This window comes from Plantibacter sp. CFBP 8775 (assembly GCF_014839505.1).
Classification (GTDB): domain Bacteria; phylum Actinomycetota; class Actinomycetes; order Actinomycetales; family Microbacteriaceae; genus Plantibacter; species Plantibacter auratus.
In genome coordinates, this window is sequence record NZ_JACYNV010000001.1 from 1,897,117 (window position 1) to 1,921,683 (window position 24,567).

A 24,567-nucleotide genomic window follows, 5' to 3' on the forward strand; every position below is an offset into this window, starting at 1 on the left:
AGGCCGCCGCGGTTTGGTCGTGACCGGTCATTGGAAGTCGCGCGAACGGGTGTTCGCCCCGATCCGGAGCGCTTCCAACCGATCCGCCACCAGATTGACGATGCCTTCCGGTGATCGCTCCAGCATGCCGCGGACCACCATCGCCGGGGCTTCCCTGGCCACGCGGCGATACCGGTTCCAGACGCCGACACTGCAGATCACGTTGACGAGTCCCGCTTCGTCCTCGAGGTTCATGAAGGTGATGCCGCTCGCCGTCGCCGGCCGTTGCCGATGCGTCACGACACCCCCGACCTCCACGCGACGGTCCGTCTGCGCCGTCAGGAGTTCGTCGGACCGCAGCGCACCTCGTCGTGTGAGATCGGCACGGACGTGGCGGATGGGGTGGTCGTCGGTCGACATCCCGGTCGACCAGATGTCGGAGATGAGTTGTTCGGCGGCCGTCGGAACCGGGAGCAACGGCGGCTGCACGGTCGTGAACGTCCCCTCGAGCTGGTCGGGACGATGCCGACTGGCCTGCGCTGCGCCCCACATCGCCTCACGACGGGTGAGGCCGAATCCGTCGAAGGCGCCCGCCGCCGACAGCGACTCCAACTGCGAGGAGCTCAGGCCGATCCGCCTGGCCAGGTCGGCCTGGCTGGTGAACAGCCCTCCGGACTCCCGTTCGGCGACGATCCGCTTCGCGAGCTCCTCACCGATCCCCTGGACGGAGGAGAGACCCAGCCGGACGGCGAGTGCGCCGTCGCGCCGGTGTCCTGCCGAATCGTCGGGAAGGAGTGGATCGAAGAGCCCGGTCGGTCCCTGATCGTGTTCGAGGCAGCGCGTGCGTCCGCCGGGAGCGACCGGGGCACCGGGGGCGGCCTCCGGGTCGAGCGCTTCGAGGCCGGCCTGTGCGCCGGAGCGATGCAGATCGGGACGAAGGACGGAGACGCCGTGTCTGCGGGCGTCGGCGACGAGCGTCATCGGCGAGTAGAACCCCATGGGCTGCGCCCGGAGCAGGGCCGCGAGGAACGCCCCCGGGTAGTGCAGACGCAGCCAGGCGCTCACGTAGACGAGGAGGGCGAAGCTCAGGGAGTGGCTCTCAGCGAAGCCGAAGTTGGCGAAGGCCTGGATCTTGGCGTACACGGCATCGGCGTCCGCTCCGACGATGCCGTTACCGGCCATGCCGAGGTACAGCGTGTCCTTGAGGCTCTCGATCTTCTCCTCGCCGCGCTTCGATCCCATCGCCCGGCGCAGGAGGTCCGCATCCTCGGCCGAACACCCACCGACGGCCATCGCCATCTGCATGAGCTGCTCCTGGAACAGCGGCACGCCGAGCGTGCGTTCGAGGACCGGTTCGAGGCTCGGGTGGAGGTAGGTGATGGGCTCCTGGCCGGTCTTCCGGCGCAGGTAGGGGTGCACCGCGCCGCCCTGGATGGGCCCCGGGCGGATCATGGCGACCTCGATGACGAGATCGTAGAACCGGCGGGGGAGCAAGCGCGGCAGCATGCCCATCTGCGCGCGGCTCTCCACCTGGAAGACCCCGATGGTGTCGGCCCGGCAGAGCTGGTCGTAGACCCCTGCTTCGTCCTTCGGGATGGTCTCCAGGGTCCAGCGCTCCCCGGTGTGTTCGGCCACGAGGTCGAAGCAGTACTGGATGGCCGAGAGCATGCCGAGACCCAGGAGGTCGAACTTGACGAGACCCATCCAGGCGCAGTCGTCCTTGTCCCACTGGAGGACCGTGCGACCGTCCATGCGCCCGTGCTCGATCGGGCAGACCTCGCCGACCGGCCGATCGGTCAGCACCATGCCACCCGAGTGGATGCCCAGGTGCCGGGGCAGGGTGAGCATCTGCTGCGCGAGGCCGACGACGCGCTCGGGGATGTCGTGGTCGGTGCTCGACATGACCCCGCCCCAACGCTCGACCTGTTTCGACCAGGCGTCCTGCTGACCGGGGCTGTACCCGAGCGCCTTGGCGGTGTCGCGGACGGCGAACTTCGGCCGATAGCTGATGATGTTCGCGACCTGAGCGGCGTTGCGGCGTCCGTAGGTCTCGTAGACGTACTGGATGGCCTCCTCGCGCCGGTCGGAGTCGAAGTCGACGTCGATGTCGGGCTCCTCCTCTCGCATGCTGGAGAGGAACCGTTCGAACGGCAGCTCGTAGAAGATCGAGTCGACGGCGGTGATCCCGAGCAGGTAGCAGACGGCCGAGTTCGCGGCGGAACCGCGTCCCTGGCAGAGGATGCCCCGGCCGCGGGCGAAACTGACGATGTCGTGCACGATCAGGAAGTACCCGGGGAAGTCCTTCTGCTCGATGACCTCGAGCTCCCGTTCGATGCGTCGGAGGTGTTCGGGAGTGGCGTCGGGGTACTTGGCGGGGACGGCTTCGAGCACGAGGTGCCGAAGCCAGCTCATGGGCGTATGGCCCTCTGGGACGCGCTGTCGCGGGAGCTTCGGGCGGACCGCCCGCAGGCTGAAGGCGAGTTCGTCGGCCAGCTCGACGCTCCGTGCCACCGCTCCGGGGTATCTGGCGAACCGGTCCGCCATCTCGGCGCCGCTCCGCAGGTGCGCGGTTCCGGCCGCGGGAAGCCATCCGTCGAGCTCGTCGAGGCTGCGTCGTGCTCGGACGGCCGCCAGCGCGGTCTGGAGTCGATGCTGCTCGGGCGTGGCGTAATGGACGTTGCCCGTGGCGACGACGGTGAGGTCGAGCAACGCCGCGATCTCGGCGAGTGCATCGTTCTCCGCCGAGTCCTCCGGGTGGCCGTGGTCGCTCAACTCGACGACGACGTGCTCCGGACCGAACAGGGCGACGAGTCGGTCGACCGCGGCGGCGGCGGCCTCCAGACCGTGCTCACGGAGCGCGGTGCGGACGAACCCCTTGCGGCACCCGGTGAGCACGGTGACGTGGCCGGCGACGGAGGCGGCGAGCCGCTCGAGGTCGTAGATCGGGTGGCCCTTCTCGGCACCGTCGGCGAGTTGTGCGTCCGTGATCGCGCCGGCCAGACGGTGATACCCCTCTGCTCGACGGGCGAGCAGGAGCAGATGATGCCCGACGGGGTCGGGGACGCCGTTCTGCGGCCGGTCCAGGCCGATGGACAGTTCGGCACCGTAGACCGTCCGGAGGTCGGGGAACCGTTCCGCCGCCTCGGCCATCCGGACGACGCCGTAGAAACCGTCGTGGTCGGTGAGCGCGAGCGCGTGCAGGCCGAGTGCCGCAGCCTCTTCGACGAGCCGCTCCGGCGGGCTCGCGCCGTCGAGGAAGCTGAAGCTCGAGTGCGCGTGGAGTTCCGCATAGGGGACCCGCGTCGTCGGCGGGCGCTGCTCTGGTGGTTCGGGGACATACGGTTGACGCTTCCGCGACCAGGCCGGGCTGTCCCCGCCGTCGGCTCCCAGCGGCAGGGTGGCCGGTCGGCTCGCGTCGGACAGACGGCGCTCGAACTCCGACCATGAGACCGGGGGGTTGTTCCATCCCATGCTGGGCTCCTTCGTCATGCGGTGCGGTGCGGACGTGATGCGGTTCAGTCGTAGCGGGCCTCGGCCCTCCAGTGCTGCTCCTCCAACAGGAGCAGCCAGGCCTCACCCGAGTCGTCGAGGACCTGGAGACGGTGGACGCGATGGTGGCCGTCGTCGTCCCACCAGCGTTCGTCGATGCTCCAGGGGCCGGCCCAGCCGTCGATGACGTGCCAGTCCGAGAGGGCGAAGAACCGTGTGGGCGCCGCGCTCACGGTGCTGCGCTCGTCGACCGTCACGGCCAGCCCCGTCGCGTCGACGACCTCGACCGGCACGGCGGTGTCGAAGACGGTCGACGGAGCCGCTCCCGGGATGGTCCCGGGCCAGGGTCGGTTCCGGCGTTCGGCCACGGCCGCCTCGCCACCCGGTGGAACACTGCCCCAGGGGACGAGGATGCGGCGGTCGAGGAGGAGGCGTCCGCCGGACGGCACCGCGGTCACGACGCCGTCGTGACCGAGCATGCTCTGGACGCGGGCGAGTCCGCTGTGGATGCGTTCGTCCGGTCCGCTGCCCCAGAGCCCCTCCTCGTGTTCCGCGGCGTCGTCGAGGGTCTCCGGGACGACCTCGACGAGTTCGACGGGGGAGGCGAGTCCGTGATCGATGTTGGACGCGCCCTGCAACTGCCAACGCACGCGATCGAGGACGTCGCCGGCGGTGAACCAGCGTGGGTGGAGCCAGGTGCGGGTGGAGCGCTCCCCGCGCTCACTCCGCATGCTGATCGTGATCGCGGTGGTCACGAGGCCGGCCTCCGCCAGGCCCGTGATGAACCGTTCCGCGGACTGTCGGAACCCGAAGGTCAGCTGGTCGATGCGGTCGAGCGGGGGCTCGAAGGCTATCGACACGGCCAGCTCGGTGGGTGGCACGCGAGGGACGACGCTTCGGGCGTCCGCGCCGGCTGCGAGGCGGTGCGCTCGGGCGCCGTCGGGGCCGAAGCGGTCGCGGACCTCGGTCGCGGGCAGTGCGCCGAACGCTCCCAGGGTGCTGATCCCGAGCCGGTGGAGCAGTGAGCTGAGTTCGGGGCGCCCGAGGGTGGACAGGGGGAGCGGGGCCAGGAAGGCGGGAGAGGCTCCGGAGGGGATGACGATGATCCGGGAACCGTCCTGCTGGAACGCGGTGGACCTCGCGGCCTGCTCCGCGGCGAACGGGCCGTCGGCGATGCCGATCCGTGCATCGGGGACACCGAGCTCGTCGAGACGGGCCAGGAGCACCTCTGCCGCAGCCGACTCGCCGCCGTAGTATCTGCTCGGTCCTCGGGATCGGATGGCGCAGAGCCCGGCCCGGAAGGGCTGGACGCCCGGCATGAGTTCCTCGATGCCGAGGAGGATCGGCTCGAAGGCGCGGGTGTCGACGACCGGGTCGTAGTCGGCGGTCGCCAGTTCCGGACAGCGGGCCTCAGCCTCGCGGACACGGAGTCCTCGCCGCACTCCTGCTCGACGTGCGCTGGCGTCGCAGGCCAGGACCTCACCATGCTCGACCAGGGCCAGCGGAGCGTCGGTCGTGTCCTCGGACAGCGTCCCGGAGAGTCGTGCCGCCACGATCGGCCAGTCGGGGCACCAGAGCACCATGGTGCGCTCGACCGGTCCCGCAGGCGGTTCGGTCGTCATCGGTTCACGACCATCGGGAGCCGGACGACCGTGTCGTCGTCGATGAGGCCGGAGCCGGCGAGCTGCGAGGTGCGATCCTCGATCGATCCCAGGGGCAGCGTCAGGTGCGCGGTCCTGGGCCGGCCCGCAGCCCCCTGGCCGAGCATCGAGCTGACGGTGAGCCGCCGATGCCGGAGATGTCCGTGCCCCGCCCCGAGGCCGCTCCAGGAGCTCTCGGTCACGCGCAACGTCGCATCGCTCTGCGGCCAGGAACCGAGGACGATCAGTGCGGCTTCGCGCTGCCGGAGGCGAGCCGCGAGTCTGGCGGCGTCGCTCGGGGCGATCCGTCCGGGAGGCGCGGTGATGAGCACGCCGGCGACGTCGGCCATGGCCGCGGTGACCGTGAGCCAGTCCGGACCGGGCTGGGGGACGAGGACGAGCCGTTCGAGGTCGATGCCCATGGAGGCCGCCGCCTCTACGCCGAACGACGGGAGACCGATGACGGCGCACCACGTCCCGGCTGCGGACGGCCCGGCCATGAGCGACATGGCGAGTGCCGTGGAGCCGAGGACGGAGTAGCTGCCTCCGGCCTGGAGAGCGCCACCGGGCAGGAGCCGGGAGAGCTCAGGAGCGGTCGGCAGGGACCGGGTGTCGAGGCGCGTCCCCTGCATCCGCTTGATGCGCCCCTGGAGTTCGTGCAGCTCGGTCGCGGTGTCCGCCCTGACGGGGGAGTCGACGAGTGCGCGGAGGGCCATGGCTCAATATTCGAACATATCTTCGAACAAGTCAACCGGCTCGATCCGGTCTCGACGACGACTGACGGATGACTCGACCATGGTCCCGCATCCCACCGACACGCGGTCCGCGGTGTCAGCGGCGCCCGGTACGCTGGGCCCATGTGCGGACGTTTCGTCGTGACCGAATCCACCGAGGAACTCATCGAGCTCTTCGACATCGACCACGCGGCTGCCGAGCTGCCCGGGCCCTCGTACAACGTGCGCCCGACCGAGCAGATCCCGATCATCCTCGACTCGGTGAAGACGGGGCCGGTGGTCCGCCGGCTCGAATCGGCGCGGTGGTCACTCGTGCCGTCGTTCGCCACCGAGCTGAAGAGTCAGTACCCGACCTTCAACGCTCGCGCGGAGGAGGTCACCACCAAGCCCACGTTCGCGCCATCGGTCAAACAGAAGCGCGCGTTGGTGCCTGCTGCCGGGTACTACGAGTGGCACACCGAGGGCGCGACGAAGACCCCGTACTACGTGCAGACCGCGGGTGGTGAACCGATCGTCTTCGCGGCCCTCTACTCGTGGTGGCGCGACCGCTCGCTACCGGACGATGACCCGCGCCGTTGGGTGCTGAGCGCGACCATCCTCACGCGGCCGGCGGTCGGTCCCTTGCAGGAGCTGCACCCACGGACGCCGGTGACGCTGCCTCCGGAATGCTGGGACGCCTGGCTCGATCCGCACCACGAGGCCGATCAGGACGAGGTCGACGAGATGGTGTCCGCAGCGACCGACGTCGCGGAGCAGCTCGTCTTCCACCGGGTGGCGCCGTTGCAGGGTGATGGACCGGAGCTCATCCTCCCCGTCCAGGAGTAGCCGCAGGAGGAGCGTCGCCCGGAGGCACCGAACTGCCCCGGGGATACCGGGGGCTGGCCCGAAAACACAGAACCGCCCCTGACGCGAACGTCAGGGGCGGTTCTCGGTGTCTCAGACGCGAGGGCTGGAATGACCGGCCGCTCGGATCGTCAGCTCCGACTGATCAGAGAATCAGAGGGGGCGGATGTTCTCGGCCTGCAGGCCCTTGGGGCCCTGGTTGGTCTCGAACTCGACCTTCTGGTTCTCCTCGAGCGAGCGGTAGCCGCTCGTCGCGATGGCGGAGAAGTGTGCGAAGACGTCGGCGCTGCCGTCGTCAGGAGTGATGAATCCGAAGCCCTTTTCGGCATTGAACCACTTCACAGTTCCAGTTGACATGTATTTCCTCTTTCATGAGTGACCGTTCCCGACTTTCGGGCCCGTTCGTCGCGGTGTTCTTTGCTCGCTCCTCAGAAAAGCAGCGTATCCATCGGTGGAAACGCGGCTTGAAATACCTGCGCAACACAACAACTTCGATCCACGTTAGCCCATCTCGGCTCGAAACGGCAGCCGAACACGTAACGGATTGGCCAATTCTGCGTCTTTTTCCGACATTCGACGTGATGCCTGGGTATCTCCAGCGGATCTCGCGGTCTGCGGTGATTCCCCAGCCGTCGACCGTAGGCTGAGGCCATCTGCAGAGCGCATGCTCGCCCGAGCGTCCGCTCACCACCCCGGCTGGGAAGTCGACACGATTCCTCCGGAGTGCCCATGTCAACTGAAGCCATCCTCGGCCCGGTTCGTGCCACGAGCCCCCGCAAGCCCGGCGCCACGAACGTCACCAGCTCCTACTCGTCGCTGTTGAAGACGGTTCGCGAGGCGGGACTCCTCCGCCGCCACCGCATGTTCTACATCCTGACGTTCTCGTTCCTCGTGATCGCGCTCCTCGGCTGCGTCACCGGGTTCGTCCTGCTCCGCGAGTCCTGGTTCCAGTTGCTCATCGCCGGCGCGCTCGGCATCATCCTCACCCAGTTCGCCTTCCTCGCCCACGAGGCCTCGCACCGTCAGGTCTTCGAGTCGGGTCGGGCGAACGACCGCGCCGGCCGCTTCCTCGCGGCGGGCATCGTCGGCATCAGCTACTCGTGGTGGATGACGAAGCACACGCGCCACCACGCGAACCCGAACCAGGTCACCAAGGACCCCGACATCGAGATCGACACGATCTCCTTCATCGAGGAGGACGCGGCGAAGGCGAAAGGCCTGCAGGCGCTGATCACCCGGAAGCAGGGCTACCTCTTCTTCCCCCTCCTCATGCTGGAGGGCATCAACCTCCACGCGCTGTCCTTCAAGACCCTCTTCGGTCCGGGCAAGGTCGACGGCCGCGCCGCCGAGATCAGCATGATCGTCGCCCGCGTCGGTCTGTACCTGGCTGCGATCTTCCTCTTCCTGCCCGTCGGCATGGCGTTCGCGTTCCTCGGCGTCCAGCTCGCGGTCTTCGGTGTCTACATGGGTGCGTCCTTCGCGCCGAACCACAAGGGCATGCCGATCATCCCGGCCGACATGAAGCTCGACTTCCTCCGCAAGCAGGTGCTGACCTCGCGCAACGTCCGCGGCTTCGGCATGGCCACCTTCATGGGCGGCCTGAACTACCAGATCGAGCACCACCTGTTCCCGAGCATGCCTCGCCCGGCTCTGGCCCGTGCTCGCGTCATCGTTCGAGAGCACTGCGAGACCCAGCAGGTGCCGTACACCGAGACGACCCTGCTGCAGTCCTACGCCATCGTCATCGAGTACCTCAACCGGGTCGGGCTCTCAGCCCGCGACCCGTTCGACTGCCCGGCGGCGGCGAACTTCCGCCGCCGGTAGTCGATCCGGCTCAGACCTCGAGCGTGTCGAGCGGGGCGAGCGGGTAGTAGGTCCCGCCGCCCTGTTCGGTCGCCCACTGCAGGCGGTCGTGCGACATGCTCTGTCCCGGCCCTGAGAGCACCATCTCGTGTGTCCCGAACGCGCGCTTCGGCGCGACGGCGGTGACGAAGTCCATGCCCTCGGAGATCTTCATCCACGGTGCACCAGCCGGGGCGGCCAGGACGTCGACCTCGACGCCCTCGGGGACGGCGAAGGAATCGCCGGGGTAGTACACCAGGTCGTTGATGAGGACGCCCACGTTGTCGATCACCGGGATCGACGAATGGATGACCGCGTGGGTCCCTCCGAAGAAGCGGAGCGTGAACGGCCCGGCTTCGACCACGTCTCCCGGAGCGACGACGGTGATGTCGTAGCCGCCCGCGGCGGCGGCGACACCGGCCGGTCCGTAGAGGACGGCCTCCGGGCTCGCGGCGAGGATGCGGTCGAGGTGCTCCGCGGTCCAGTGGTCGGGGTGCAGGTGCGTGATCAGGACCGCCGCGGTGTGCTCCACATCGGCGATCGGCGACGTGAACGCGCCCGGGTCGACGATCAGCTTGGCGCCGTCCGTCTCGAGGAGGAATGCTGCATGTTCGAACTTCGTGAGTCTCATAGGACGAGTGAATACCGTGGGAGCGCCGGGGGCAACCCGGTCGTCCGGGTATCCAGCCGCCGTGGGCCTGTCAGAATCGGCAGGTGACCACGCAGCCCCGACGCATCGGCGTCGCCATCAACCCGACCGCGTCGTTCGGCTCGACCCGAGCCGTTGGCCCGATGGTGCTCGACGCCCTCGAGCAAGCCGGGCACCGCGCCGTCCGTCTGCAGGAGCAGACCGTCGGGCAGCTCCGGAGCGCGGTGCAGACTGCCATCGAGGCTGGGTTGGACGCGCTCGTCGTCGTCGGTGGCGACGGCATGGTGAGTCTGGCCGTCGAGGCGGTGCGGGACTCGGGCCTGCCGTTCGGCGTGGTCCCGTCCGGTACGGGCAACGACATCGCCAGGGGACTCGGGATCCCGCTGGGGGATCCCGCAGCCGCGATCGCGTCCCTGCTCCGTGCGCTCGAGGGCGAGCCGCGCGTGATCGACGCCGGCACGGTGACGGACGGCGAGCGGACGACCTGGTTCGTCGGTGCGGTGTCCGCAGGCTTCGACGCCCTCGTCAACGAACGGGCGAACCGCATGCGACGGCCGCGCGGGCGCAGTCGGTACACGATCGCGATCCTCCGTGAGCTCCTGGCCCTGCGACCCCGCCGGTACGAGCTGACCGTGGACGGGGCGCCGGAGACGGTCGACGCCGTCCTCCTCGCCGTCGCGAACAACACCTCGATCGGTGGAGGCATGCTCATCGCGCCGCAGGCGGACCTCGCCGACGGCCGATTCGACCTCTTCGTCGTCACACCCGTGTCCCGATTCCGGTTCCTCCGGCTGTTCCCCAAGGTCTTCTCGGGTGCCCACACGGATCTCGACATCGTGCGACTGTCGAGGGTCCGTTCGGTCTCGATCGCCGCGGACGGCATCACGGCCTACGCCGACGGGGAGCGCATCGGTCCGCTGCCGGTCACGATCGACGTGGTCCCCGGCGCCCTCCGAGTGCTCGCGTGACCGCGTCCGCCCGAGCACGACCACCGCGCGACACGCCCGTCGGATGCCGCTGGTGGCCTCGATTTGTACGGCTCGAAATCGTATGGCATACTCATATCCGTTGCTTACGGCCCCATCGTTTAGCGGCCTAGGACACCGCCCTCTCACGGCGGCAGCACGGGTTCAAATCCCGTTGGGGTCACAACACCGAACGAAGCCTCGCTTTCCTGAGTCATCAGGAAGCGGGGCTTCGTTCATTTGGCGGCTCGAGTGCGCCTCGGGATGGCCACGCGGGCCTTCCGGGACGCTCCGAAGGCAGGGCCCGCACCGATCTCGCCGAGTGCCGCTGCGTGCTAGCTTGGCCGGGTGACCGTGAAGCAGAAGCGCCGCGCTCCGGCGACAGCCGCAGTCCTGATCCTCGCCGCCCTGCTGACGGGGTGCTCCATCCCGGTGACGGGGGAGCCCGTGGCCGGCGGTGCCGGCCCCGTCGTCGACGTCGCCGGCGGCACCGACGACACGCTGCGCAAGGACTTCGACGCGAGTCCTCAGGAGGTCAACGACTACTGGACCGACGACAAGTTCGGCGGAGCGACGGCACCGGATCTGAAGCCGGGTGAGGACACGCTCACGGGCGACCAGGCCACCGGCGTGGTCGTGCACCCGAGTACCGGGGTCGGTCCCGACGTCGACGTCAAGGCCATCACCCCGACAGCAGCCGGCGACCCGTACCCGGCGACCGGCTTGGCGGCGGCGACGCAGGGACGTCTGTACTTCTCCATCGGCGGTGCCACGTACGTCTGTTCCGCGAGCGTCGTCAACGCCCCGACCATGGACCTCGTCCTGACGGCGGGCCACTGCGTCTGGGACACGTACGGCAAACAGCTCGCCGAGAACATCATCTTCATCCCGGCCGACGCGGCCAACGGCCAGACCCAGCCCTACGGGCAGTGGGCCGGGGTCAGCACCTACGTCCCCGACGAGTTCACGAGTGAGGCGACCTCGGACGCCAGCGGTGCGACGAGCGGCAACGGCTGGGCCTACGACTTCGCCTTCATCCGGCTCGCCCCGAACGCTGCAGGCCAGAAGATCCAGGAGGTGACCGGCGGTCAGGGCATCTCGTTCGGTACGCCGCCCGAGGGCATCACGGTGATCGGGTATCCGTCCGCCGCACCGTTCGACGGACAGTCGCAGCGCTACTGCGCGAGCCAGGCCGCCACGAAGGGATACGCCGGATACCGGGTCGACTGCCTCATGACCCCGGGTTGCTCGGGCGGGGGCTGGCTCACCCGCCTGGATCCCGCCACCGGCGCCGGGTACGTCACCTCGGTCACCTCGCGCGGCGACGGTTCCTGGCTCGAGGGCCCCGTCCTCGGACAGCGGGCGCTCACCCTGTACAACGACGCTCTGGCGGAGGGGTCATGACCGCCAGCGCGAGTATGACGCGACGCCGGCGGCGGATCGGCGTCCTGGCTCTGGCCGGGAGCGCCGCGCTCGCCTTGAGCGCGTGCACGACGCCCGGATCGGCGTTCCCCGACGCCGCCGCCCAGCAGAGCTACATGCAGGATCTCGCCGAGGCGAGGTTGGAGTTGCTGTCAGCCCAGATCGGCCAGGCGCCGGACGTGATCGGGTCGGCATACGTCCACGCCGTCTCGGGAGACCTCGAGTCGCACGAGAACGACTCGGTCGTGCTCTTCGGCGACCCGACCGCGTCGTTCAGCCAGGACAAGGGCTCGGCCGACGGGGACACCGTCGACATCTATCACCAGGCGGGAGTCGACTACGACCTCCTGCTGCTCGGCGGTGAACTCAAGGAGCTCGCGCCCACGGAGTGGGTGGCCGTCCAGACGCAGTACGTGGCTGACGAGGACGCCGAAGGTTCGCTCGGGCCGGCCTGCGTCTACCCCGGCATCTCCATCGCGTGCGACATCTACAGCGCGGTCGAAACCACTCGCAGCTCGGGGGACGGCGCGCTCAGCAGCGTCGTCGTCTCGATGCGCAACGACGGCTCCTCGCAGATCTCGACGAGCGCGAGCCTCGAGAGCGTGCTGGCCGTCGGGACGCTGTTCGACCTCCCGGACGACCTCGTCGCGTCGTTCAGCGAGGACGACCTCGCGACGCTCCTCCCGGTGACGATCTTCCAGAACGCCGAGGGCGGCCTCGTGAAAATGGAGTTGAGCGGGACGGTCGAGAGCAAGACGACGCTGCAGTTGCAGGCCGGCTTCGAGGTGTCGGGCACGTCGACGCTCGAGGACCTGCCGACCGCACCATCAGGATTCGACGTGACGGTGATCCCGGCGGCCGATCAGGCCGCGTTCTGGGATCGGATCGAGGAGTTGAGGAAATGACCGACGACCAGAAGCCCGAGGACCTCGGAAAGCCCCCGGTCGGCGGCCCCCTGCGCCCCGACCAGCAGCCGCCGGGATTCCCCGACCCGAACGCACCTCGCCTGGAGTTCGGACCGGGAAGCCCGCAGCGTCAGACGCCGCCGCAGAACGGTGCACCCCAGAACGGCGCGCCGCAGGGTCAGAACGGACCACCGCAGGGCGTCCCGTCGCAGAACGGCCCGTCTCAGCTGTCCGCGCCTGGTCAGGCCGGCGGAGGGCCCCGTCCGCAGGGAGACGCCCCAGGGCAGCAGTCCAACGGTCCAGCGCCGCAGCCGCCCACCCAGCCTGGAGCGCCGTTCGCCGGCGCGCCCGGTGGGCAGCCGTGGGTGCAGCAGCAGCGGCCCTCGAACGCAGGCCCGAACCAGCAGCCGCAGCAGCAGGGGCGGCCAGGCGGTCCGGACGGGTTCCGGCCCCCGACATCGACTGGTCAGCCCGGTCACGCGCCCGGGGGTCCTCAGCAGGGTCGGGCCCCCGGTCAGGCTCCACAGGGACGTCCATTCGGCGCGCCGCAGGGCCAGCCTCAGGGGCCGCAGGGTCAACCTCCTTACGGTCAGGCACGCCCGACCGGGCCACAGCCCTTCGGTCCGGGACAGGCGCAGCACCCGACCGGCCCGTTCCAGCCAGGTCCGCAACAGCAAGGATCGCAGTCCGGTCCACAGCAGACCGGTCCGTTCCGTCCCGGCCCCGAGTACGGCGTCGCGGGCCAGCAGCCTGCTCCGAGCCGGAAACCCGCGCGCAAGCCACTTGGGCGCAAACTCTGGACCGGCGTGCTCATCGGTGCGGTCGCCGCATCGCTCATCGCCGTCCCGCTCACCCTCCTCTCGGTCGGTCGCCTGTTCACGCCGATGCTCGACCGCGGCTCGGTGCAGACCGGTGTGGCCGAGGTGCTCAAGCAGGACTTCGGCCTCGCAGACGTCGAGAAGGTCGAGTGCCCGAGCGATCAGCCGGCCACGACCGGGACACAGTTCGAGTGCACGTTCTCGTACAACGCGAAGAGCTACCCGGTGGCCGTCGAGGTCATCAACGACCAGGGGCAGTACCGCGTCGGGATCGACGCGCCGAAGTAGCACGGTGTCGGCACCGGCGTCCCCTCGAGCGACGACGGTGCCGACGGCTTCGCCACGGACCGGGTGGTACGCTGGGCGAATGTTGTCCGGGCTGCTCCTCCTTCCCAGCCGCGACGAGGCCTAGATCCAGGCTCCCTCGTCGCGGAGGTCGCTGACGCCTGACCACTCATCGTTTGAAGGAATTCCACGACATGTCGCAGCTGAACGCCGATCCGTCCGTCCCGAGCATTCCCGAGCACCCGCGCACGCTCGCCGAGAAGGTCTGGGACGACCACCTCGTCGTCAAGGGTGAGGACGGCACGCCCGACCTCATCTACATCGACCTGCACCTCGTCCACGAGGTGACGAGCCCGCAGGCCTTCGACGGTCTCCGCCTGGCCGACCGGCCGCTGCGTCGCGTCGACCTCACGATCGCGACCGAGGACCACAACACCCCGACGCTCGCGATCGACAAGCCGATCGCCGACCTCACCAGCCGCACGCAGATCGAGACCCTCCGTCGCAACGCCGCGGAGTTCGGGGTGCGGATCCACTCCCTCGGCGACCTCGATCAGGGGATCGTGCACGTCGTCGGGCCGCAGCTCGGCCTCACGATGCCCGGGATCACGGTGGTCTGCGGCGACTCGCACACCTCGACCCACGGCGCCTTCGGGGCCATGGCCTTCGGCATCGGCACCAGCGAGGTCGAGCACGTCATGGCCACGCAGACGCTGCCGCTGAAGCCGTTCAAGACCATGGCGATCACCGTCGAAGGCACGTTGCGGCCGGGCGTGACCGCGAAGGACATCATCCTCGCCGTCATCGCGAAGATCGGCACCGGCGGCGGGCAGGGCTACGTCCTCGAATACCGCGGCTCGGCGATCCGTGCGCTCTCCATGGAGGGCCGCATGACGATCTGCAACATGTCGATCGAGGCCGGTGCCCGTGCCGGCATGGTCGCCCCGGACCAGATCACCTACGACTACCTGCAGGGCCGCCCGCACGCTCCGACCGGAGCCGACTGGGACGAAGCCGTCGCCTACTGGGACACCCTCGCGACCGATGAAGGCGCCGCCTTCGACGCCGAGGTCTTCCTCGACGCCGACGCGCTGGAACCCTTCGTCACCTGGGGCACCAACCCGGGCCAGGGCGTCTCGCTCAGCGAGAACGTTCCCGACCCCGCGGCCATCGCCGACCCGAACGAGCGCTCCGCCGCCGAGCGCGCGCTGGAGTACATGGCACTCGAAGCCGGTACCCCGATGAAGGAGATCCCGGTGGACGCGGTCTTCATGGGCTCCTGCACGAACAGCCGGATCGAAGACCTGCGGGCGTTCGCATCCGTCATCGAGGGCCGCACGAAGGCCGAGGGTGTGCGAGTGATGGTGGTCCCGGGTTCCGCCCGGGTTCGGATCGAGGCGGAGGCCGAGGGGCTCGACAAGATCATCACCGACTTCGGTGCGGAGTGGCGGTTCGCCGGATGCTCCATGTGCCTCGGGATGAACCCCGATCAGCTCGCTCCGGGGGAGCGCTGCGCCTCGACGTCGAACCGCAACTTCGAGGGTCGCCAGGGCAAGGGCGGCCGCACGCACCTCGTCTCACCGCTCGTCGCCGCGGCGACCGCCATCCGAGGCACGCTCTCCAGCCCGGCCGATCTCGAGGTCGAGCCCGGCAGACACGCGGCCACCGAGCAGGAAGGCGTGCACGCCTGATGGACAAGTTCACGACCGTCACCGGCGTCGCCGCTCCGATGCGGCGCTCCAACGTCGACACCGATCAGATCATCCCCGCCGTCTACCTGAAGCGCGTCACGAAGACGGGCTTCGAGGACGCACTCTTCGCCGGATGGCGCCAGGACCCCGACTTCATCCTGAACCAGCCGGCCTACCAGGGCGCGAGCATCCTCGTCGCCGGGCACGACTTCGGCACCGGCTCGTCGCGTGAGCACGCCGTGTGGGCCTTGCGCGACTTCGGGTTCAAGGTCGTCGTGTCGTCCCGCTTCGGCGACATCTTCCGCGGCAACTCCGGGAAGCAGGGCCTCCTGGCCGCCCAGGTCACGGAGGAAGAGCTCGAGCAGCTCTGGGCTGCGATCGAAGCCGCTCCCGGCTCCGATTCCGTCGTCGACCTCATCACCCGCACCATCACGGTCGGCGATCTCACGGTTTCGTTCCAGGTCGACGATTACACTCGGTGGCGGCTCATCGAAGGACTCGATGACATCGGGCTGACGCTCCGTAGCGAGGAGCAGATCACCGCGTTCGAAGCCCGGCGGCCGAACTGGCTGCCCCGCACCATTCCCGTCAAGTAGCAAGGCAGTAGGTACCGGTTTGAATTCACTCGTCCAGGCGTCACAGGCGGCAGGCTCGTCGGTCGGACTCGATGTCGACCGCATCACGATCAACGGCGGTATCCCGCTCCGGGGCCGCATCGAGGTCAAGGGTGCCAAGAACCTCGTGACCAAGGCGATGGTGGCGTCGCTGCTCGGCGAGAACGTCAGCGTCCTGCGCAACGTGCCGAACATCAGCGACGTCCGGGTGGTCCGCTCCCTGCTCGAGATCCACGGCGTGGACGTGACGGAGGGCGAGAACCCGAACGAGCTCCGCCTCGACCCGACCAACGTCGAGTCCGCCCACATGGAGGAGATCGACGCGCACGCCGGCTTCTCCCGGATCCCGATCCTGTTCTGCGGGCCGCTGCTCCACCGCCTCGGGGCGGCGTTCATCCCCGACCTCGGAGGCTGCCGCATCGGCGACCGCCCCATCGACTTCCACCTCGACGCGCTCCGCAAGTTCGGCGCGGTCGTGGAGAAGCTCCCGCAGGGCATCCGTCTCTCGGCCCCGAACGGTCTCCACGGGACGACGGTGCATCTCCCGTACCCGAGCGTCGGCGCCACGGAGCAGGTCCTGCTCACGGCGGTCCGTGCCAAGGGCACCACAGAACTCAAGGGTGCGGCGATCGAGCCGGAGATCATGGATCTCATCGCCGTCCTCCAGAAGATGGGCGCGATCATCTCCTACGAGCCGAACCGCGTGATCCTCATCGAAGGCGTGGACAAGCTTGAGGGGTACGACCACACGGCCATCGGCGACCGCAACGAGGCCGCGAGCTGGGCGTCGGCCGCGCTCGCGACCGACGGCGACGTCTTCGTCGGCGGCGCGAAGCAGCAGGACATGATGACGTTCCTCAACATCTTCCGCAAGGCCGGTGGCGGGTTCGACATCACCGACGACGGCATCCGGTTCTACCGTAAGGAGGAGCTGAAGCCCGTGGTCATCGAGACCGACGTGCACCCCGGCTTCATGACGGACTGGCAGCAGCCTCTCATCGTCGCGCTGACGCAGGCGACGGGCGAGTCGATCGTCCACGAGACCGTCTACGAGAACCGCTTCGGCTTCACGGACGCGCTCAACACCATGGGCGCGAACATCGTCGTGCACCCCAACGGGCTGTCGGGTACGCCTCGTCGGGTGCCGCGGCGCAACCTCGAGCAGGCCGCCGTGATCAACGGACCGACTCCGTTGCACGGTGCCGACATCGAGGTACCCGACCTCCGCGGTGGCTTCAGCCACCTCATCGCGGCGCTCACCGCCGAGGGCAAGTCGACGGTCAGCAACGTCGGCATCATCAGCCGTGGGTACGAGAACTTCATCGTGAAGCTCCAGCAGCTCGGTGCTGACTTCGTCCTCGAAACGAAGTAGTCCGCCGTGGGGGTGGAACGGTCGAGGCCGTCGATCTACTGGTTGCTGTCGTCGATCGCGATCCCGCCGTTCAGTGCTCTCGTCAAGCTCCGCGTCCGGCACGGCGAACGCCTGCCGCAGGAGGGGCCGTTCATCCTGTCGCCCAACCACGACAGCGAGTTCGACCCGCTGATCATGGGCGTGGCCGTCTGGCGGCTCGGGCGACAGCCCCGCTTCATGGCGAAGGGCAGTCTGTTCAAGGTCCCGGTGGTCGGGTGGTTGTTGCGGAAGTCCGGCCAGATCCCCGTCGAGCGCGAGGGTTCCGCCCGCGGGATGGACCCGGTCAGCGCTGCAGCACACCTGACCGAACGCGGTCAGGGCGTCGTCGTATACCCCGAGGGTTCGCTCACCCGTGATCCGGGCCTGTGGCCGATGCGCGGGCGCACCGGCGCGGTCCGGATCGCCCTCACGCACGGCCTGCCGATCATCCCCGCGGCGCACTGGGGCACGCAGGAGGTCATGCCCCGGTACGGCAAGCTGCGGGTGTTCCCCTTGCGGAAGCGCGTCGAGGTCGCCATCGGCGAGCCGGTGGACCTCTCGGCCTTCGCCGGGCGGCAGCTAGACTCGAAGACGCTGAACGAGGCGACCGAGGTCGTCATGCAGGCCATCACCGCCCTCTGCGAGGAACTGCGCGGTGCCCAAGCTCCCACGGAGCGTTGGGATCCCTCGAAACACCAGCAGAAGGAGACAGGCCGCTTTGAGTCCTAGGAACGTTCCGCAACCACCGGCCGCCACGAGGGTCGCCGTGCTCGGAGCGGGCAGCTGGGGCACGACGTTCGGCAAGATCCTCGCAGACGGTGGCTCCGACGTGGTCATGTGGGCCAGACGGCCCGAGCTCGCCCGCGAGATCACCGAGGCCAAGCGCAACAGCGACTACCTGCCCGGGATCAATCTGCCGATGCGGATGACGGCGACCGCGAGCATGGTCGACGCCGTGCGCGGTGCCTCGGTCGTGTTCCTGTCCGTCCCGAGCCAGTCCCTGCGCGACAACCTCATCGCGCTCCGCCCGCACCTCGAGGACGGCACCATCGTCGTCTCGCTCATGAAGGGCGTCGAGCGTCGCAGCGGATCCCGGATGAGCGAGGTCATCCGCGAGACCCTCGACATCGACCCGTCACGCATCGCCGTCGCCTCGGGCCCCAACCTCGCGCTCGAGATCGCCCGCGAGCAGCCGACGGCCGCCGTGATCTCCTCGGAGAGCCTCGAGACGGCGCAGACGGTCGCGCTCCTCGCGCGCAACCGGTACTTCCGCAGTTTCGTGAACACCGACGTCATCGGCACCGAGTTCGGCGGTGTGCTCAAGAACCTCATCGCCGTCGCGATCGGCATCGTCGACGGCGTCGGCTACGGCGAGAACACGAAGGCCTCCATCATCACGCGCGGGTTGGTCGAGATGACCGACTTCGCGGTGGCCCACGGCGCGCAGCCGGAGACCCTCTCGGGCCTGGCCGGGCTCGGCGACCTCATCGCGACCTGCCAGTCGCCGCTGTCCCGCAACAACACGGCGGGGCGTCTCCTCGGCCAGGGGTATCAGTTCGACGACGTCGTCAAACAGATGCAGCAGACCGCGGAGGGGCTCGCGTCCGTGGCGCCGGTGCTCGAGCTGGCCAAGGCGAAGGGGGTCGCGATGCCCATCGTCGAACAGGTCAAGCAGGTGCTCGACGGCACGCTCGACCCGAAGGACATCGCACCGCACCTCACGACCGACGACGACGAACCCCAGGGGGAGAGAAGCAACGATGACGCACAAGACCGGAGTGGTGGTGCTCTTTGGAGGCCGTTCAAGCGAGCACTCGATCAGCTGCGCAACGGCGGGCGGCGTCCTCGCCGCGATTGACCGCGAACGGTACGACGTCTACCCGGTCGGGATCGCCCACGACGGCTCGTACGTCCTCGAGGTCGACGACCCGAGCCGGTACGCGCTCGACCCCGCGCACTTGCCGGAGGTCGACCCCTCGCGGCCGGCCGTGCGCTGGCCTGAGCGCATCGGCAGCCGTGAGCTGACCGTCGTCGGGGAGGACGGCGTCCCGTTCACCCTCGGCCCCATCGACATCGTCTTCCCGATCCTCCACGGTCGGTTCGGCGAGGACGGCACCGTGCAGGGCATGCTCGAGCTCGTCGACCTCCCGTACGTCGGCTCCGGCGTCCTCGCGTCCTCCCTCGGCATGGACAAGCACTTCACGAAGACGGTGCTCCAGGCCGCCGGGATCGCCGTCGCCCCGTGGGTGCGGTTCACCGCCCACGACTGGGCCACGGCACCCGAGGAGGTGCTCGTGTCGCTCGGATCGCTCGGGTCACCGGCGTTCGTGAAGCCGGCGCGAGCCGGTTCGAGCGTCGGCGTGTCGAAGGTGTCGACGCCGGACGCGTTCCGTGCGGCGATCGAACTGGCCCTCGCCGAGGACTCGACCGTGCTCGTCGAGACCGGTCTGGTGGGCCGCGAGGTCGAATGTGCGGTCCTCGAGTCCCTCCCCGGCGAGGCACCTCGGGTCTCGGTGGCCGGCGAGGTCGTCGTGACCGGACGCGACTTCTACGATTTCGAGGCGAAGTACCTCGACGCCCCCGGTATCGAGCTCGTCTGCCCCGCCGATCTTCGTCCCGAGCAGTTGTCGGAGATGCAGGACCTTTCTCGTCGGGCGTTCGAGGCGTTGGGCTGCGCGGGGCTCGCCCGGGTCGACTTCTTCCTGACCGCGGACGGCTTCGTCGTCAACGAGGTCAACACCATGCCGGGGTTCACCCCGATCTCGATGTTCCCGAGCTGCTGGTTGGCCTCGGGGCTCAGCTACCCCGAGCTCATCACCGAGCTGATCGAGGTCGCGCGCGCCCGCTCCTGAACGCAGCGGCGCCGGAACGGTCAGCCGTCGGTGGGGATCGGGAGGTCGGCGTCGCCGAGGGCGGTGCACTTCCCGGTGACCGGGAGCACGGACACGGCAGGCGCCAGATCGGCCAGGACGGTGCTGCTGGCGACGGCGTCGCCGTCGAGCACGATCTCGACCGCGGGCGTGCGCCCGAAGGTGGTGAACCGGTAGTTCGGCGCGTCGGCGTCGTCGATGATCCAGTCGACGCCGTTCACCGACTGGCACTGCTGCGTGGTCGGGCCGGGGATCGCGACGCCGCAGTGCAGGAGGACCGTCGCGGGATCGCCCCAGGCGCCGGTGGCCTGAGCGTCGGTCCCTCGCTCGGGCAGTTCGGCGACGACGTCGGGCAGACGCACCGTGACCTCAGCGCACTGCGGGTTGTTCGCATCTGCGGCGGGTTCGAGCGCGACGGCGGGCGCGCAGCCGGCGAGGGCCAGGGTTGCGGCTGCGGCGAGGGCGGTGGCGAGGAGCACACGAATCGGGGACATCGCCCACCAGGCTACCGTTGATCCCATGAACGAGTCTGGGAGCGCGTCCGACGATCACGGAACGGTCGGGCCCTGTGTCGGGGACCTCGCCGAGGGGGAGCTGCTCGAGCGCATCTTCCCTCGCCTGCCGCACGCCGACGCCGAACTCCTCGGGCCGGGTGACGATGCCGCGGTCGTCCTGGCGCCGGACGGTCGGTTCGTCGTCACGACGGACACGATGATCCATGGGCCGGACTTCCGGCTGGCGTGGTCGAGCGCCCACGACCTGGGGTGGAAGGCTGCGGCCAGCAACCTGGCGGACGTCGCGGCGATGGGGGCGCGTCCGACGGCACTCGTCGTCGCACTCGCCATGCCCAAGCACCTGCCGGTCGCCGTGCTCGACGGGTTCGCAGAAGGACTGCGCGACGCCTGTGCCGAGCTCGCGCCCGGCTGCGGTGTCGTCGGCGGCGATCTGGCCGTGTCCGACGTCTTCATGATCGCGGTGACGGCGTTCGGCGACCTGGAGGGTCGTGCCCCCGTCCGACGTGACGGAGCGCGACCCGGCGACGTGGTCGCGGTCGCGGGGGAATTGGGCTCGGCTGCGGCAGGTCTGCGACTCCTCTTCTCGCGTGGGGTCGACACCGACGGCGTGCCTTCGGCCGAGGCAGCATCCGTCCTACGACGCGATCACCCGGTCGAGGTGGAGGCACAACTCGCGCCACGGCCACCGATCGCTGCCGGGGTCGTCGCCGCCGTCGCCGGTGCCACGGCGATGCTCGACCTGTCGGACGGGCTCGCGCTCGATGCCGGTCGCCTCGCGCGGGCGAGTGGGGTCGCGATCGACCTGCGGGCCGAGGACCTGGGTGCCGATGTGGCGCTCGCCCTCGCCGGTGGCGAGGACCACTCCCTCCTGGCGACGTTCCCGGCCGCCACCACGATCCCCGCCGGCTTCCGGACCATCGGCACGGCCCGGACCGGTGCCGGGGTCCTCGTCGACGGTGTGGCCTACGACGGTCGCGCCGGTTGGGACCCCTACCGCGACTGGGACGACGCGTCCGGTTGAGCGGTGTTCCCGGCCGTTGTGGCGCGAGGACCGTGCGGTGACGCGGTGACGGTGACGCGGTGACTCAGACCGGCGTGATCCACCAGACGACGGTCTCGCCGTAGGTGCTCTTCCGCAGGACCTCGAGCGCGGCGGGAAGGGTCGGTTCGGGCGAGCGGGAGCTCCGCTCGACGAGCACGAGCCCGTCGTCGGTTACCAGACCGACGAGCGCGGCGAGGTTGGCCGTGAGCTCCGCCTCGGGGAGGTCGTACGGGGGATCGATGAAGACGAGGTCGGACGGGACCGTCGCCGCGGACAGATAGGCGGCGACCGACTTGGCGTGCACCGTGATGCGTGGTGCCGCGCCGCGAGGCGCTGCCGAGGTCACGATCCTCGCGTTGTCCCGACACAGCTTCGCGGCCTCCGACCCCCGGTCGACGAGGGTGACCACGGCGGCACCCCGGCTGGCGCACTCGAGCCCCAGCGACCCCGAGCCTGCGTACAGGTCGAGCACCTCGGCGCCGGCGATCACGTCGCGGGCCTCCAGCGCGGAGAAGAGCGCCTCGCGGACGCGATCGCTCGTCGGTCGTGTCCCGCTGCCCGGGACCCGGATCGTGCGTGATCCGGCGAAACCCGAGATGATCCTGATGCCGGCCATGGTCCCATCCTCGCAGGCCGCGCGGAGCCGGGCGAACCGCGGTGTCCGAGGTGCCGAATAGAATCGACGGCATGACGGGGATCGAGCTGGGCACGAAGCTCGGTGGCGTCCTCGGCGGTCGCACGGCGACGGCGTTGCAGAAGGCGTTCGGTGTCGAGACCGTCGGCGACCTCCTCGAGCACTATCCACGCCGTTACGCGCGTCGGGGTGAACTGACGGCCATCGGCCAGTTGCCACTCGGGGAGGACGTCACGATCGTCGCCGACGTGGTCGAGGTCCGCGACCGGGAGATGAAGCAGCGCAAGGGCTCCATCCTCGAGGTGGTCATCTCCGATGGCCAGGGCCGCCTGAACCTCACGTTCTTCAACCAGAAGTGGCGGGCGAACGAACTCCGGCCCGGACTCCGCGGCATCTTCGCCGGCAAGGTCGGTGATTACCGCGGCAGCTACCAGCTCGCACATCCGCAGTACCAGCTCTTCCCCGACGACGCCGAGGCACCGGCGCTCGCGGACGCCCAGGCGAAGGCGTGGTCGGAGGCGCCCATCCCGATCTACCCGGCGACGAGCACGATCACGAGCTGGAACCTCAGGCAGTCCGTGGAACTGGTCCTCGACGCGTTGCCGCCGCAAGAGGACCCGGTCCCGCGGTCGGTCCGTGCCGCGAGGGGTGAGCTCTCCTTCGACGCCGCCATCCGGGCGGTGCACCGCCCGGCGGTCGACCGCGACTGGCAGCGTGGCCGGCGCAGTCTGCGGTACCAGGAGGCGTACCTCCTGCAGACGGCCCTGCTCCAGCAGCGCGCGGCCACCCGTGCCCTGGCGGCCGAACCCCGCGTGCCGAAAGCCGGCGGCTACCTCGAGCGCCTCGATGCCGCGCTCCCGTTCGAGCTGACCGGCGACCAGCAGACGGTCGGCACGGAGATCGCGGCCGACCTCGCGCAGCCCAATCCGATGAACCGGCTCGTCCAGGGCGAGGTCGGTTCGGGCAAGACGCTCGTCGCCCTCCGGGCCATGGCGGCCGTCGCCGACAGCGGGGGACAGTCGGTGCTACTGGCGCCCACCGAGGTCCTCGCGGCGCAGCACCTGCGGTCGATCGTCCGTTCGCTCGGGCCCGACCTCTCGGCCGAGCTCATGCCGACGCTGCTCACCGGCCAGCTGCCGACCTCCGATCGCAAACGGGCGCTGCTGCGGATCGTCGCAGGCCAGGCCCGGATCGTGATCGGGACGCACGCGCTGCTGGGTGACGCCGTGACCTTCGCTGATCTGGGGATGGTCGTCGTCGACGAACAGCACCGCTTCGGCGTGGAGCAGCGCGACCAGCTCCGTCAGAAGGGACGCACACCGCCGCACGTCCTCGTACTGACCGCGACGCCGATCCCACGGACCGTGGCCATGACCGTCTTCGGCGACCTCGACGTCAGCATCATCAAGGAGCTGCCACGCGGGCGGCAGGGGATCGAGAGCTTCGTGGTCGCCCTGGCCGATCACCCGCGGTGGATCTCCCGCGTCTGGGAGCGCCTCGCCGAGGAACTCGCGCAGGGGCGGCAGGGGTTCGTGGTGTGCCCGGCGATCGACGCCAAGGAGGTCGAGCCCGGTGAGGAACTCGAGGAGGACGCCGACCCGGCGCGCCCGATCGCGTCCGTGCTCACCACGGTGGAGCAGCTGCGTACCCACCCGCTGCTCGCCTCCCGACGCATCGACGTCCTCCACGGCCGGATGAGCGCGGAGGAGAAGGACCGGACGATGCGGACCTTCGCGGCCGGTGAGATCGACGTGCTCGTGGCGACGACGGTCATCGAGGTGGGCGTCGACGTCCCCAACGCCTCGACGATGGTCGTGCTCGACGCGGAGCGCTTCGGGGTGTCGCAGCTCCACCAGCTCCGCGGACGCGTCGGCCGAGGCGGCGTCCCGGGTCTGTGTCTGCTCGTCACCGCGGCGGAGGCGGAGAGCACCGCACGCGAGCGCGTCGACGCGGTGGCCGCGACGCTCGACGGCTTCGACCTCGCGCAGGTCGACCTCGAACTGCGGCGCGAGGGCGACGTCCTCGGCAGCATGCAGTCGGGCGGGCGGTCCTCGCTCAAGCTGCTCCGGGTCGTGCACGACAGCGAGGTCATCATCGAGGCGCGGGCGGATGCCGCCGAGCTCCTCGACACCGATCCCGACCTCGCCGACCACCCGGTGCTGGCCGAAGCGCTCCGCCGGCGCCTCGACGAATCCGATCGCGCCGCGCTCGCCAAGAACTGAGCACCGATAGGCTGGCGG

General features: G+C 69.5%; 21 protein-coding genes and 1 tRNA gene. 15 read left to right on the forward strand and 7 right to left on the reverse strand.

The window, feature by feature from the left end:
* Nucleotides 1-27: 27 nt before the first annotated feature.
* Genes IFR14_RS09020 through IFR14_RS09030 form a run of 3 tightly spaced genes read right to left on the reverse strand, consistent with a single transcriptional unit; the run spans nt 28 to nt 5,824 of the window.
* Entirely contained in the window at nt 28-3,450 is a 3,423-nt protein-coding gene (locus tag IFR14_RS09020; protein ID WP_191940853.1) for an error-prone DNA polymerase, read from the reverse strand.
* Nucleotides 3,451-3,494: 44 nt separating this feature from the next.
* Complete coding sequence (locus IFR14_RS09025) at nt 3,495-5,090, reverse strand: DNA polymerase Y family protein (protein WP_191940854.1); 1,596 nt, start codon at nt 5,088-5,090, stop codon at nt 3,495-3,497.
* Nucleotides 5,087-5,824, reverse strand: coding sequence for a hypothetical protein (locus IFR14_RS09030; RefSeq protein ID WP_191940855.1), 738 nt, complete (start codon nt 5,822-5,824; stop codon nt 5,087-5,089). Before IFR14_RS09030 ends, IFR14_RS09025 begins: the two co-directional genes overlap by 4 nt.
* Nucleotides 5,825-5,965: 141 nt before the next feature.
* On the opposite strand from IFR14_RS09030, the gene IFR14_RS09035 reads away from it, so the two are divergent.
* Nucleotides 5,966-6,667, forward strand: coding sequence for an SOS response-associated peptidase (locus tag IFR14_RS09035; protein WP_079705628.1), 702 nt, complete (start codon nt 5,966-5,968; stop codon nt 6,665-6,667).
* Between the two features lie 171 nt (nt 6,668-6,838).
* On the opposite strand, the gene IFR14_RS09040 is transcribed toward IFR14_RS09035, so the two are convergent.
* Nucleotides 6,839-7,042, reverse strand: coding sequence for a cold-shock protein (locus tag IFR14_RS09040; protein ID WP_056006986.1), 204 nt, complete (start codon nt 7,040-7,042; stop codon nt 6,839-6,841).
* Nucleotides 7,043-7,414: 372 nt separating this feature from the next.
* On the opposite strand from IFR14_RS09040, the gene IFR14_RS09045 reads away from it, so the two are divergent.
* Nucleotides 7,415-8,509, forward strand: coding sequence for a fatty acid desaturase family protein (locus IFR14_RS09045; protein WP_191940856.1), 1,095 nt, complete (start codon nt 7,415-7,417; stop codon nt 8,507-8,509).
* Between the two features lie 10 nt (nt 8,510-8,519).
* Here IFR14_RS09045 and IFR14_RS09050 read toward each other — a convergent pair whose 3' ends face one another.
* Entirely contained in the window at nt 8,520-9,158 is a 639-nt protein-coding gene (locus tag IFR14_RS09050) for an MBL fold metallo-hydrolase (RefSeq protein ID WP_191940857.1), read from the reverse strand.
* An 83-nt stretch (nt 9,159-9,241) separates the two neighbouring features.
* Here IFR14_RS09050 and IFR14_RS09055 point away from each other — a divergent pair, with 83 nt between their 5' ends.
* The 11 genes from IFR14_RS09055 (at nt 9,242) to IFR14_RS09105 (ending at nt 20,118) form a co-directional block, all read left to right on the forward strand.
* A complete protein-coding gene (locus IFR14_RS09055) occupies nt 9,242-10,144 on the forward strand; it encodes a diacylglycerol/lipid kinase family protein (RefSeq protein ID WP_191940858.1) in 903 nt (300 codons plus the stop codon).
* 108 nt (nt 10,145-10,252) lie between these two features.
* Nucleotides 10,253-10,325 (forward strand) — tRNA-Glu (locus IFR14_RS09060).
* Nucleotides 10,326-10,489: 164 nt separating this feature from the next.
* Nucleotides 10,490-11,545: a trypsin-like serine peptidase gene (locus IFR14_RS09065; RefSeq protein ID WP_121290177.1), complete on the forward strand. Its 1,056-nt coding sequence runs from the start codon at nt 10,490-10,492 to the stop codon at nt 11,543-11,545.
* A complete protein-coding gene (locus tag IFR14_RS09070) occupies nt 11,542-12,468 on the forward strand; it encodes a hypothetical protein (RefSeq protein ID WP_191940859.1) in 927 nt (308 codons plus the stop codon). Before IFR14_RS09065 ends, IFR14_RS09070 begins: the two co-directional genes overlap by 4 nt.
* Nucleotides 12,469-13,274: 806 nt before the next feature.
* A complete protein-coding gene (locus tag IFR14_RS21380) occupies nt 13,275-13,574 on the forward strand; it encodes a DUF4333 domain-containing protein (protein ID WP_079705634.1) in 300 nt (99 codons plus the stop codon).
* Nucleotides 13,575-13,765: 191 nt separating this feature from the next.
* The gene (gene leuC, locus IFR14_RS09080) at nt 13,766-15,262 is read left to right on the forward strand and encodes a 3-isopropylmalate dehydratase large subunit (protein WP_085510608.1); all 1,497 of its coding nucleotides are present in this window, start codon (nt 13,766-13,768) and stop codon (nt 15,260-15,262) included.
* Entirely contained in the window at nt 15,262-15,858 is a 597-nt protein-coding gene (gene leuD / locus IFR14_RS09085; RefSeq protein WP_191940860.1) for a 3-isopropylmalate dehydratase small subunit, read from the forward strand. The genes leuC and leuD overlap by 1 nt, the downstream gene beginning before the upstream one ends.
* A gap of 19 nt (nt 15,859-15,877) precedes the next feature.
* Nucleotides 15,878-17,248, forward strand: a complete 1,371-nt coding sequence (gene murA / locus IFR14_RS09090; RefSeq protein WP_064296294.1) for a UDP-N-acetylglucosamine 1-carboxyvinyltransferase — start codon at nt 15,878-15,880, stop codon at nt 17,246-17,248.
* A gap of 6 nt (nt 17,249-17,254) precedes the next feature.
* On the forward strand, nt 17,255-17,995 hold the full coding sequence (locus IFR14_RS09095) for a lysophospholipid acyltransferase family protein (RefSeq protein ID WP_191940861.1): 741 nt from the start codon (nt 17,255-17,257) through the stop codon (nt 17,993-17,995).
* Nucleotides 17,996-18,032: 37 nt separating this feature from the next.
* Nucleotides 18,033-19,124, forward strand: coding sequence for an NAD(P)H-dependent glycerol-3-phosphate dehydrogenase (locus IFR14_RS09100; protein ID WP_229938610.1), 1,092 nt, complete (start codon nt 18,033-18,035; stop codon nt 19,122-19,124).
* Nucleotides 19,027-20,118 carry a D-alanine--D-alanine ligase family protein gene (locus tag IFR14_RS09105; protein ID WP_191940862.1) on the forward strand — a complete coding sequence of 364 codons (1,092 nt, stop codon included), beginning with the start codon at nt 19,027-19,029 and terminating at the stop codon, nt 20,116-20,118. The genes IFR14_RS09100 and IFR14_RS09105 overlap by 98 nt, the downstream gene beginning before the upstream one ends.
* Nucleotides 20,119-20,138: 20 nt before the next feature.
* Here the strand turns inward: IFR14_RS09105 and IFR14_RS09110 are convergent, their stop codons facing one another.
* Nucleotides 20,139-20,630: a DUF3515 family protein gene (locus tag IFR14_RS09110; protein ID WP_138946803.1), complete on the reverse strand. Its 492-nt coding sequence runs from the start codon at nt 20,628-20,630 to the stop codon at nt 20,139-20,141.
* Between the two features lie 25 nt (nt 20,631-20,655).
* Between IFR14_RS09110 and thiL the strand changes: the two genes are divergently transcribed.
* Nucleotides 20,656-21,672 carry a thiamine-phosphate kinase gene (thiL, locus tag IFR14_RS09115; protein ID WP_191940863.1) on the forward strand — a complete coding sequence of 339 codons (1,017 nt, stop codon included), beginning with the start codon at nt 20,656-20,658 and terminating at the stop codon, nt 21,670-21,672.
* A gap of 64 nt (nt 21,673-21,736) precedes the next feature.
* On the opposite strand, the gene rsmD is transcribed toward thiL, so the two are convergent.
* Nucleotides 21,737-22,309: a 16S rRNA (guanine(966)-N(2))-methyltransferase RsmD gene (gene rsmD, locus IFR14_RS09120; protein ID WP_191940864.1), complete on the reverse strand. Its 573-nt coding sequence runs from the start codon at nt 22,307-22,309 to the stop codon at nt 21,737-21,739.
* A gap of 71 nt (nt 22,310-22,380) precedes the next feature.
* Between rsmD and IFR14_RS09125 the strand changes: the two genes are divergently transcribed.
* Nucleotides 22,381-24,549, forward strand: a complete 2,169-nt coding sequence (locus IFR14_RS09125; RefSeq protein WP_191940865.1) for an ATP-dependent DNA helicase RecG — start codon at nt 22,381-22,383, stop codon at nt 24,547-24,549.
* Nucleotides 24,550-24,567 lie beyond the last annotated feature (18 nt).